The 11,015-nt window shown below is 69.2% G+C and carries 11 protein-coding genes; 6 read left to right on the top strand and 5 right to left on the bottom strand.

Going from position 1 to position 11,015, the window contains the following annotated elements:
• The first annotated feature begins 110 nt into the window (after positions 1 to 110).
• From ACFFF6_RS01395 to ACFFF6_RS01370, 6 genes are all read left to right on the top strand, one after another.
• On the top strand, positions 111 to 740 hold the full coding sequence (locus tag ACFFF6_RS01395; RefSeq protein WP_376977510.1) for a YesL family protein: 630 nt from the start codon (positions 111 to 113) through the stop codon (positions 738 to 740).
• Positions 741 to 1,030: 290 nt separating this feature from the next.
• Positions 1,031 to 2,047, top strand: coding sequence for an ABC transporter permease (locus ACFFF6_RS01390; protein ID WP_376977508.1), 1,017 nt, complete (start codon positions 1,031 to 1,033; stop codon positions 2,045 to 2,047).
• A gap of 9 nt (positions 2,048 to 2,056) precedes the next feature.
• The gene (locus ACFFF6_RS01385) at positions 2,057 to 2,995 is read left to right on the top strand and encodes a carbohydrate ABC transporter permease (protein WP_376977506.1); all 939 of its coding nucleotides are present in this window, start codon (positions 2,057 to 2,059) and stop codon (positions 2,993 to 2,995) included.
• Positions 2,996 to 3,056: 61 nt separating this feature from the next.
• Positions 3,057 to 4,820, top strand: a complete 1,764-nt coding sequence (locus tag ACFFF6_RS01380) for a type 2 periplasmic-binding domain-containing protein (protein ID WP_376977504.1) — start codon at positions 3,057 to 3,059, stop codon at positions 4,818 to 4,820.
• A gap of 49 nt (positions 4,821 to 4,869) precedes the next feature.
• Positions 4,870 to 5,163, top strand: a complete 294-nt coding sequence (locus tag ACFFF6_RS01375) for an ArsR/SmtB family transcription factor (RefSeq protein WP_376977502.1) — start codon at positions 4,870 to 4,872, stop codon at positions 5,161 to 5,163.
• Positions 5,160 to 5,570 (top strand): VOC family protein, encoded by a 411-nt coding sequence (locus ACFFF6_RS01370; protein ID WP_376977501.1) that lies wholly within the window; start codon positions 5,160 to 5,162, stop codon positions 5,568 to 5,570. The genes ACFFF6_RS01375 and ACFFF6_RS01370 overlap by 4 nt, the downstream gene beginning before the upstream one ends.
• A gap of 100 nt (positions 5,571 to 5,670) precedes the next feature.
• Here ACFFF6_RS01370 and ACFFF6_RS01365 read toward each other — a convergent pair whose 3' ends face one another.
• From ACFFF6_RS01365 to ACFFF6_RS01345, 5 genes are all read right to left on the bottom strand, one after another.
• A complete protein-coding gene (locus tag ACFFF6_RS01365) occupies positions 5,671 to 6,660 on the bottom strand; it encodes a LacI family DNA-binding transcriptional regulator (protein ID WP_376977500.1) in 990 nt (329 codons plus the stop codon).
• A 306-nt stretch (positions 6,661 to 6,966) separates the two neighbouring features.
• Entirely contained in the window at positions 6,967 to 8,061 is a 1,095-nt protein-coding gene (locus ACFFF6_RS01360) for a Gfo/Idh/MocA family protein (RefSeq protein WP_376977498.1), read from the bottom strand.
• A gap of 52 nt (positions 8,062 to 8,113) precedes the next feature.
• Positions 8,114 to 8,833, bottom strand: a complete 720-nt coding sequence (locus ACFFF6_RS01355) for a ThuA domain-containing protein (protein ID WP_376977496.1) — start codon at positions 8,831 to 8,833, stop codon at positions 8,114 to 8,116.
• A gap of 85 nt (positions 8,834 to 8,918) precedes the next feature.
• Complete coding sequence (locus tag ACFFF6_RS01350; RefSeq protein ID WP_376977562.1) at positions 8,919 to 10,079, bottom strand: Gfo/Idh/MocA family protein; 1,161 nt, start codon at positions 10,077 to 10,079, stop codon at positions 8,919 to 8,921.
• Between the two features lie 116 nt (positions 10,080 to 10,195).
• Positions 10,196 to 11,014 (bottom strand): carbohydrate ABC transporter permease, encoded by an 819-nt coding sequence (locus tag ACFFF6_RS01345; RefSeq protein ID WP_376977494.1) that lies wholly within the window; start codon positions 11,012 to 11,014, stop codon positions 10,196 to 10,198.
• Position 11,015 lies beyond the last annotated feature (1 nt).

Raw genomic sequence — 11,015 nt, 5'->3', positions numbered from 1 at the left:
CGCGAGGAGCGCGGCGGCGCATGGCTCGGGCCAGCGTATCGAATCGCTTCGACAAGCGCTAGGGGTGATGAGGTGCCGCGGTCGGGCCTCCGTCGTGCCACACTTCCCGGATGGACAGCTTCCGCGGCTTCGACCCCGACAGCACCGTGATGCACGGCCTGCGCACCTTCCTCGCCCTCGTCGCGCTGAACGTGCTCTTCGTGCTCAGCTGCCTTCCGGTGATCACCCTCGGTGCGGCGGGGAGCGCCCTGCTCGAGGTGATGCTGCGCTTCGCGGACCAGGAGCGCGGCTATCCGGCGACCGACTACCTGCGCGCCCTCGGCCGCAACCTCGTGCGCGGGACGGGGGTGCTGCTCGTGCTCGGGCTGCCGCTGCTCGCCCTGCTCCTGGCGGCGCGCTTCTGGATCGCCCTGGACTCGCTGATCTCGCTGCTCGCGAGCATCCTCGCGATGCTCGGCGCGGTCGTGGTGCTGGCTGCGCTCATCCATGCGCTCGCCCTGGTCGCGGCGTTCCGTGCCGGGGTCGGGCGCACTGTCCGCAATGCGGTGCTGCTGGTGGGCGCGGAGCCGCTGCGCTCCGCGGGGCTCGTGCTCATCCCTGTGACCGGAGTCAGCCTGGTCCTCGCGATGCCGGTGCTCGGGTGGCTCGCCGTGACGATCGGCTGTGCCGTCGGCGCCTATCTCATGGCGCTCCTGCTGCGCCCGGTCCACGCCCGATATCGCAGCGACGCCGACTCCTGAGCGGCGCGCTCGGGCCGTGCCCTTGCAGGATCGGCCCTCGTCCCGCATGGTCGATCCGCACCCGCGCATGGTCCGCTCGGGCCGGGTCACGGCTTCGCAACGGTATCGAAGCGCTTCGGAGAAATACTTGACCGACCGTCCTCCCCGGCTTAGTGTCGGGCCCTAACAAACTGGCATGCCGGTGCCCCTGCGGCGCCGGGTTCGACCCGACGAGGGGCACGCATGGCAGGACCAGGATCGAGGGCCCGGGAGGGCGCTCCCGAGAGAGGGCGGGCGACGTGGCGGCTCCGGTGAACATCGACACGAGCGGGACCGGCGGCCCCGCCGATCCGGGCGGAACCCCGACGAGGCGCCGCCGTGCGGGCCGGGAGGCGGAGGGCGGACGCGGCCCGGCGCGCAGCGCTGCGGCGCGCCGGCAGTCCGTCGGCCTGTTCCTGAGCATCGTGCCCTTCCTCGTGCTCGTGTTCCTCTTCAGCTATCTGCCGCTGTACGGCTGGATCTACTCGCTGTGGGACTACCGCCCTGCCCGGGGGCTCTCCGGCTCGGAGTTCGTGGGCCTGCAGTGGTTCCGCATGCTCGTCGGCTCGCCCACCCAGGTCCAGCAGATCGTCCAGGTCATGCTGAACACGCTCGCCATGAGCTTCCTGGGCATCGCGGCCTCCGTGCTGCCGCTCGGATTCGCGCTGTTCCTCAACGAGATCCGGGCGACGTGGTTCAAGAACATCGTCCAGACCCTCACGACGCTTCCCAACTTCATCTCGTGGGTGCTCGTGTACATGATCGCCTTCTCGATGTTCTCGAGCACCGGCATGGTCAACAGCCTCCTGCAGAACATCGGCCTGATCTCCGAGCCGATCTCCTTCCTCGACAGCTCCGACCACGTCTGGCTGAAGATGACGATCTGGGGCATCTGGAAGACCGTCGGCTGGGGCGCGATCCTCTACCTCGCCGCGATCGCGAGCGTCGACCAGTCGCTGTACGAGTCGGCCCGCATGGACGGCGCCGGGCGCTTCACGATCATGCGCCACATCACCCTTCCGCAGCTCATGCCCACCTTCTTCGTCCTGCTCATGCTGTCGATCGCGAACATCCTCAACAACGGGATGGAGCAGTACTACGTCTTCCAGAACGCCTTCAACAAGGAGACGATCCAGGTCCTGGACCTGTATGTCTACAACGTCGGCATGACCGGGAACAACCTGTCCCTCGCGACCGCGATCTCGATGCTGAAGAGCCTCATCTCCGTGATCCTGCTGCTGAGCGTCAACACCCTGTCCAAGCGCGTCCGCGGCACGTCGCTCATCTGAGGAGCCCCGATGACCACCACCCTCGCCAGCTCCCCCGCCGCCCGGCGCCGCATGCGCCGCGAGAAGGGCGACATCTCCTTCTCGATCCTCAACTGCCTGGTGTTCGCGGCCCTCGCCTTCGTGTGCGGGTATCCGTTCTATTACCTGATCATCAACTCGATCAGCGCGAACGACCTCTCCGCCCTCGGCGATATCCGGTGGCTGCCCTCGGGGATCCACCTCGGCAACTACGGGCAGGTCCTTCACCTGCAGGGCCTCACCACCGCTGCCGCGGTGTCGATCGCCCGCACCGTCATCGGCACGGCCGCGACAGTCCTCGCCTCCGCGTACCTGGGCTTCATGTTCACCCAGCAGCGCCTGTGGAAGCGTCAGCTGTGGTACCGCCTGGTCGTCATCACGATGTACTTCAACGCCGGCATCATCCCGGTCTTCATCATCATGAAGAACCTGGGCCTGACGAACAACTTCCTCGTCTACATCCTCCCGCTCGTGGTGCAGCCCTTCAACATCATCCTCGTGAAGACCTTCGTCGAAGGGATGCCCTCGGAGCTGCAGGAGGCCGCGGAGATGGACGGCGCGAACCTGATCCAGGTGTTCTTCCGGATCTACCTGCCCAACATGACGCCGATCCTCGCCACGATCGCGATCTTCTCCGCGGTCACGCAGTGGAACAGCTTCCAGGACACGCTCATGTACATCACCGATCAGAGCCTCTACACGCTCCAGTTCCTGCTCTACATGTACATCAACCAGGCGGACTCCCTCGCCCAGGCCGCCCAGCAGTCCGGCGGCAACCTGGGGGCCATCGCGGGCGCCGCCACCCAGCAGACGGCCACGTCGATCCGCACCACCGTCGCGGTCGTCGTCGTGCTCCCGATCCTGTTCATCTATCCGCTGTTCCAGCGCTACTTCGTCAAGGGCATCATGCTCGGCGCCGTGAAGGGCTGAGCGCCGCCCCGTCCGCATCACCACCCGTCCCGCAGTGCACCATCGTTCTCGAGGAGGAGACATGCTCTCTGACGTCCGCCGCCGCTCCGTGCTCACGGGCGGCCTCACCCTGACCCTGTCGGGCCTGGGCCTGACCGCCTGCTCCGGCGGTGACACGGGCGCAGGCTCCGGCCCCGCCGAGCCGTTCCCGACCTCCTGGGACGATGCGCTCACCGTCGACGTCTTCGACGGCCTCGCCAACCAGATGGGCGAGCAGCCCGGCTGGTTCGGGCATCTGGTCTCGACGGAGTTCAACCTGACGCTGAACGTCATCGCCCCCAACGTCGCCGGCGGCGGCGACACCCTCTACAACACGCGCGTCTCCGCCGGGGACCTGGGCGACCTCGTGCTCACCGACCAGGGGCAGAAGCTCACCGACCTCGTCGAGGGCGGCCTGCTGCAGGACATCTCCGGCTGGTACGCGAACATGACGAGCTCCGCTCGCTTCGACGAGGCCGTGCAGAAGGTCAACGAGGACTTCGACGGCATCTACGCGATCCCCACCCAGGTCTCGACGATCAAGCCGTCCGAGCCCAGCGAGGGCATCGACCCCACCTTCGGGCCCTTCGTCCGCTGGGATCTGTACGCCAAGGCGGGCTATCCCGAGATCCCCACGCTGGAGGACCTCCTGCCCGTGCTCAAGGCGATGCAGGACGCCCAGCCGACCGCTGAGAACGGCAAGAAGACCTATGGCCTGTCCCTCTTCAAGGACTGGGACGGCAACTTCATGAACAACGCGAAGCAGCCATGCTGCTACTACGGCTACGACGAGCTCGGATTCGTCCTCGCGAAGGCCGACGGCTCCGACTTCCAGTCGATCCTCGATCCCGACGGCCTGTACGTGCGGGTCCTCAAGCTGTTCTTCGGCGCGAACCAGATGGGAATCGTCGACCCGGATTCGACGACCCAGAACTATGACACGCTCTTCTCGAAGATGCAGGCGGGACAGGTGCTGTTCTCGTTCTGGCCGTGGCAGGGCCAGGCGGCCTACAACACCGAGAAGAACATGGCCGAGGGCAAGGGCTTCATGATCGCGCCGCTGGCGGACCAGAAGATCTTCTCCTACGGCGCGTCGGTCTACGGCGGCCAGCAGGTCTTCGGCGTCGGTGCGAACGCGGAGGACCCCGCGCGCACCGCGGCCTTCATCGACTGGCTCTACTCCTCCCCGGGCGTGTACGCGAACTCGAGCCAGACGATGGGCGCAGCGGGTCCCAAGGGGCTGACCTGGGATCTCGACGCCGATGGCAAGCCTGCGCTGAACGACTTCGGCCGCCAGGTGCTGCTGGGCGACGGCGGCACCGTACCCGAGGACTGGGGCGGCGGCACCTACGCGGATGGCGTCTCCTGGCTGAACGTCACCACGGTCCTGGGCAACGACGTGGACCCGGACACCGGTGCGCCCTACAACTACAAGATGTGGGAGACCTACCAGGCCACCGCCGCGAATCCGCTCACGGAGGACTGGGCCGGGAGGATGGGCGGCGCGGCGACGACGATGGACTACCTGCGCAGCAGCGACATGCTCGCCGTCGCTCCCGGCGCCAGCTATGTCGCCCCCGAGGACTCCTCGGAGATCTCCACGATCCGCAACCAGGTCAAGGCCGTGATCGTCGAGGCTTCGTGGAAGATGTCCTTCGCCAAGGACCAGGCCGAGTTCGACGCCCTGCTCGAGGATCTGCGCACCACGGCGGACGGCCTGGGCTACCAGAAGGTGCTCGAGGTCGACATGGCCAATGCGAAGGAGCAGGATGCGCTGCGCCAGGAGGTGCTGGCCCAGTTCGGGTGATCCCTCACCCTCTTGACATGCAAGTGATCGCTTGCCTATCGTTCCCGCTGTGGCGGACGTGTTCAAGGCCCTGGCGGATCCCACCCGGCGCATCATCCTCGACGAGCTCACGCTGCGCAGCGAGCAGACCCTGTTCGAGCTGTGCGGACGGCTGGCGATGACGCACGGGCTCAGCTCCTCGCGGCAGGCGATCTCGCAGCACCTCGAGGTGCTCGAGTCGGCCGGCCTGGTGCATGCCCGGCGGGAGGGCCGCACGAAGGTGCACTCCCTGGACACGACGCCGCTCGCGCAGATCATCGACCGATGGCTGCGCCCGGAGCGGGAGCAGGAGGAGACATCATGAGGATCGGCATCACGAGCGTGTTCGTGGACGACCAGGAGCAGGCCCTGAGGTTCTACACCGAGAAGCTCGGCTTCGTGGTCAAGCACGACCTGCCCGCAGGGGAGGCGCGCTGGCTCACGGTCGTGTCCCCGGAGGACCCGGAGGGCACGGAGCTGCTGCTCGAGCCCAGCGGACATCCCGCGGTGGGGCCGTACAAGCAGGCCCTCGTCGCGGACGGCATCCCCGCGACCCAGTTCGAGGTCGAGGACGTCGTCGCGGAGCATGCCCGCCTGCGCGACCTGGGCGTGCGCTTCACCCAGGAACCGGTGGACTACGGCACGGTGAGCGTCGCCGTCCTCGACGACACCTGCGGCAACCTCATCCAGATCGCCCAGATGCACGAGGCCGCGATCGCCGAGGCGTCCTGACAGCCGCCGTGCCCCGCCGCCGAGGGGCGGCTCCGCGGGCCTCGCGAACCAGGAGATGTCCTGTTTCGCGAGGCCCGCGGCGTCGGCGGAGCGGGGCGCCTCAGGCCCGGGTCGTGGCGCGGGGGATGAGCACGGGGCTCAGCAGGCGCGAGTGCGGCGGGATCGCCGGGTCGCCCAGCAGCTCGAGCAGCATCGAGACCGCGGTGCGGCCGATGCTCGAGATGGGCAGCTGCACCGAGGACACGTCCCAGGGTCCGCTCACGGCGACATCATCCGGAGCGATCGCGATGACCTGCACGTCCTGAGGGCAGGAGATGCCCAGGGCGGCGAAAGCGCGACCCAGGTGGGCGAGCGCCGGCTCGTGGTGGACGTAGAGGCCGTCGATGTCCTGCGACTCCACCAGATGCTCGCGCACGAAGGCGCCGATCGACTCCGGGTCGCGGGGGACCTCGATGATCCTCGGGGCGAGGCCGAGCTCGGTGCACGCCATCGTGTACCCCAGACGGGATCGACGCGCATACGTGGGGGCGGGCCGCGCGGTCGAGGCGGGAGAGGTCAGCATGGCGATGCGCCTCGAGCCACGGGCGTGCAGCTCGCGCACCGCCGCCATCGCCCCGGAGAGGAAGTCGAAGTCCACGCAGGCCAGCCCCCCGGAATCCTGCGGATACCCGATGAGGACGACCGGTCGCGGCAGCCGCGCGAGGGAGGGGATGCGGGGGTCGCCCTCGATCAGATCCATGACGATCAGCGCATCGACCTTGCCCTCGTCGACCACGCGCTGGGTGCGGGCATGGTCCTCCGCCGCGACGAGGAGGAGGTCGTAGTCCTGCTCGTGCGAAGCGGTGAGGATCGAGCTCACGAACTCCATGATGACGTGTGCGTCCACGTCCTCGCGCTGAGGGACGGCCAGGCCGAGCAGGGAGGTGCGCTGGGTCGCGAGAGCCCGTGCGCTCGCGGTGGGGTGGTACTGCAGGCGGTCGATGGCGCTCTGGATGCGCTCGCGGGTCGCCTCGGAGATGGGGCGCTTCCCGCTCAGGGCATAGCTGACCGTGCTCAGGGAGACGCCGGCCTCCCGGGCGATATCGGTCATCGTGGCCATGCTGCGATTCCTGTCTGGCGGGCCGGTCCGGAGGAAAGGCGTCGCCGTGGCGCGGGCGCGATCGCCGGATCGGCCCGATCCCCGTCATTGTGTCGCATGCGCAGCTCCGGCGAGAAATTCCGGACGGATGGCCGGGAGCATACGAGAAAGGGCGCCGAGGACGGTGGATCCGCGCAGCCGGCCGCGGTGCTCGGGCGACCCTCGGGACCCTCGCCGCGACGTGCGCGCCGGTATCCGAAATGGGAACCGGCACGCACGTCGCAGAGCCCGATGCGTCCGCGCATCGGCCGCGGGTGCTCAGCCTCCGACGCTCGCCTCGCCCACGCGCACATCCGCATGTGCGACCGCCTCGGGCCGCGCCACGGTGCTCGCGATCTCGACGCGGGCCCCCGTCCGCGAGGCCTCGAGCACCGCGTTCATCACCTCGAGGGCGTGCTGGCCCAGCGCCCCGCTCGCGCGCAGCTCCTCGCCGCGGGTCGCCATGTCCTGCAGACCGATCCCGCGCCCGGCGCCGACGTACCCGGCCTGCTCCGGGACGGCCTCCCAGCCCTCCCCGCCCAGGCGGTGCACGGACACCTCGCCGTCGAAGCGGTTGGGATCGGGGACCGCGAGAGAGCCCTCGGTGCCGTGCACCTCGATGGGATGCGCGGCGGTCGCGACCGCGTCGAAGCTCATGACGAGCGTCGAGAGGACCCCGGACTCATGCACGAGCACGCCCGTGATGTGCGTGTCGATCGTGACCGGGATGCTCTCGCCCTCGCGAGGGCCCGAGCCGATGGTGCGCTCCTCCCGCGAGCGGCTCGCGGCGCCGATCACGGCGGAGACCGGGCCCAGCAGCGTCACCAGGGAGTGGATGTAGTACGGGCCCATGTCCAGCAGCGGCCCGCCGCCCGGGGCGTAGTAGAAGTCCGGGTTCGGGTGCCAGCGCTCGTGCCCGGGAGTGAGCATGGTGGCGGTCGCCGCGACGGGCGCACCGATCAGCCCCTGGTCGATCGCGGCACGCGCCGTCTGCGTGCCCACGCCGAGCACCGTGTCCGGGGCGCTGCCGACGAGCACCCCCGCCGCGGCCGCGGCCTCGAGGACCGCGGCCCCGTCGGCCGTCTCCACCGCGAAGGGCTTCTCCGCATAGACGTTCTTCCCCGCGGCGATCGCCCGGCGGTCGACCTCCGCGTGGGCGGCCGGGATGGTGAGGTTCAGGACGGTGTCCACCGCCGGATCGGCGAGCAGCTCGTCCACCGTCAGGGCGCGCACGCCCTCATGCTCCCCGGCGACCGCCCGGGCCCGTTCGAGGTCGATGTCCGCGACGGCGACGAGCTCCACGTCCGGGAGGACGGGGAAGGTCGCCAGGTACTGCGCGCTGATGTTTCCGCAGCCGATCATGCCGATGCGCATGGGTGCGTTCTCCTTCGAGGGGTAGATGATCAGAAGATGGGGGATGACCCGATCAGGCGGCGTCGCGGGCGGCCCAGAGCATCCCGCGCTCGATGATGGTGCGGACATTGGGGTCCTCGAGGACCTCGACGCGGTGACCGGGCGTGGACACGAAGATGCGGCCCTTCCCCCACTGGCGCGTCCAGATCGCCGGGGAGGTCACGGGCCGGTGCCACGGATCCCACTCCCGCACCTTTTGGGTGGTGGTGGCCAGGACGTCGATGTAGTCGTCGGAGAGCACCCAGTACTGCTCGGTGACCAGGTCGAAGTCGTCGATGCCCCGGGTGATCGGGTGATCGGCGGCCTCGGGCAGCATGGTCACGGTGTAGGGGACGTAGTTGTCGGACTGCTCGCCGGTGCGCTCATCGGGGTGCTTGCCGGGGTGGCAGCCGAACTGCCCGCCGATCAGGGTCAGGTAGTCCGACTCGTTGCGGTAGCTGTCGGCGATGCCGCCGTGCCATCCGGCCATGCCCGTGCCCGCCTCGATCGCCGCCCGCAGCCCCTCGAACTGGGGGCGCTCGATGGTGTTCATCGTGTTGCACTGGACGATCAGGTCCACCGTCGCCATGTAGTCCGCATCGGCGTAGACCGCCGGGGACTCCTCGATGCGGACGGTGAAGCCGTTCTCCTCCAGGAAGGGGATGAACAGGTTCGTCGCCTCGACGGGCTGGTGCCCGTCCCAGCCTCCGCGGACGACGAGGGCGGTGCGGGTGGGGGGCGTGGCTTCGGTCATCGGGTGCCTCCTGCGGCGTGGACGGTGTGCGGGGTGGATGCGGTCAGGGCCGCGCGGACGGGCGGGCCCTCGCGGTGCGCGGCGCTCATGCGCTGCGGCCGGGCAGCCCGACCCAGCGGCTCGCATCGGCCGCGCTCGCCTCGACGGCGGCGAGGACGCGCTGGACCTGCAGCGCCTCCTCGAAGGACGGCGAGGGATCCGACTCCTCGCCGATCGCGCGGACCAGATCGGCGACCTCGTGCGTGAAGGTGTGCTCGTAGCCGAGGCCGTGGCCGGTGGGCCACCAGGCCGCGGCGTAGGGATGCTCCGGCTCGGTGGTGAGCACGCGGGTGAACCCCTGCCGCCCGGCGGGCGCCTTCGCGTCGTAGACCTCGAGCTCGTTCATCCGCTCGAAGTCGAAGGCGACCGCGCCCTGGGAGCCGCTGACCTCGATGCGCATCGCGTTCTTGCGTCCCTGCGCCATGCGGCTCGCTTCGAAGGAGCCGAGGACGCCCCCGGCGAAGCGGACCGAGAACAGGGCGACGTCGTCGACGGTGACCTCCTGGCGCTCGCCGCTGGTGTCCCCCTTGCCACCCAGTCCCTGCATGGCGCCCGCGGCCGGCCGGGTCGGCACGACCGTCTGCAGGGTCCCGGAGACGCCCTCGATGTCGGTCCCGGTGATCCACTGGGCCAGATCGATGATGTGCGCGCCGATGTCGCCGAGCGCCCCGGAGCCGGCCTTGTCCTTCTGCAGCCGCCAGGTCATCGGCGCATCGGCGTCGGACAGCCAGTCCTGCAGGTACTGGGCGCGGACCTGGCGGATCTCGCCGATCGCGCCGTCCGCCACGAGCTGCCGGGCGTAGGCGAGCGCCGGAGTGCGGCGGTAGGAGAAGCCGCAGATCGAGCGGACGCCGCGCGAGCGGGCCTCCTCCGCGGCGGCTGCGAGCTCCTCGCATTCCTCGACGGAGTTCGCCAGCGGCTTCTCGCACAGCACGTGCTTGCCCGCGCGCAGCGCCGCGAGCGCGATCTCGTGATGGGTGTCGCCGGGGGTGCAGATGTCGACGACGTCGATCTCCGGATCCTCGATCACGTCCTGCCAGCGGGTCGTGGTCTGCGCGAAGCCGTAGCGGGCGGCCGCCTCCGCGAGGGCCTCCGGGCTGCGACCGGCGAGGGTGCGCAGCTCGGGGTGCAGCGGCAGGTCGAAGAAGCGGTGGGCGGAACGCCACGCATGCGAGTGCGCGGCGCCCATGAAGCCGTAGCCGATCATGCCCACGCGCAGGGCGGGCTTCCGGTCGGCCGGGGTGGGAGAGGTGCTGGGGACGGGGCTCGGGGAGCTCACGGGGTCTCGCTTCCTCCTCCGCGCCGGAGCGGAGGATCGGGGACTTATTTGCCGGCGCCGGCGGTCATGCCGCTGACCAGGTACCGGCGGCCGAAGGCGTACAGGACGACGATCGGGATCGACGAGAGGACGACGGCGGCCATGACGACGGGCACGTTGGTGGCGTACTCGCCCTGGAACGACCACAGTGCCAGCGGCAGCGTCCTCCTGTCAGGACTCTGCGTCAGAATCAGCGGGAACAGGAATCCGTTCCACGACATGAGAGCCTGGTACACCGCGACGGTGACCATCGCGGGCTGGGTCATCGGCATCGCGAGGCGCCACATCTTCTGCCACTCGGTGCAGCCGTCGATGTCCATCGCCTCGAACAGCTCCTTGGGCACGTCCCGCAGCGAGTTGGCGATGATGAGGATCGACAGCGGCAGGCCGAAGGCGATGCCCGGCAGCATGAGGGCCACGAGCGAGTCGTACATGTGCATGCGGATGATCAGCAGGTACACGGGGACGATGGTCGCCTGCACCGGGATCGCGAGGCCCAGCAGGAAGAGGCTGCGCACAGGACCGAACAGGCGCGGTGCCCCGCGGACGATCGCGTACGAGGCCATGAACGCCATGAGCACGAGCGGCACGACGGTGCCCAGGGACACCAGCACGCTGTTGACCAGGTACATCCCGAAGTCGGCCTCGAGCACCGCCGTGAAGTTCTCGATCGCCAGCGGCAGCGAGGGCAGGACCGGGTTGGAGCCGAAATAGGTGCTGATCGACTTGAGGCTCGTGATGGCGACGAAGTAGATCGGCAGCAGCACGATGAGCAGCCATATCCAGCCGAAGGCTCCTCCGAGCCAGTTCTTGCTCGCCTTCATC

Origin of the sequence: Brachybacterium hainanense, assembly GCF_042434575.1 — a bacterium.
In the GTDB taxonomy this organism is placed as follows: domain Bacteria; phylum Actinomycetota; class Actinomycetes; order Actinomycetales; family Dermabacteraceae; genus Brachybacterium; species Brachybacterium hainanense.
The sequence above is the reverse complement of the archived record's forward strand: the minus strand, read 5'-3'. Positions and strand labels throughout refer to the sequence as shown.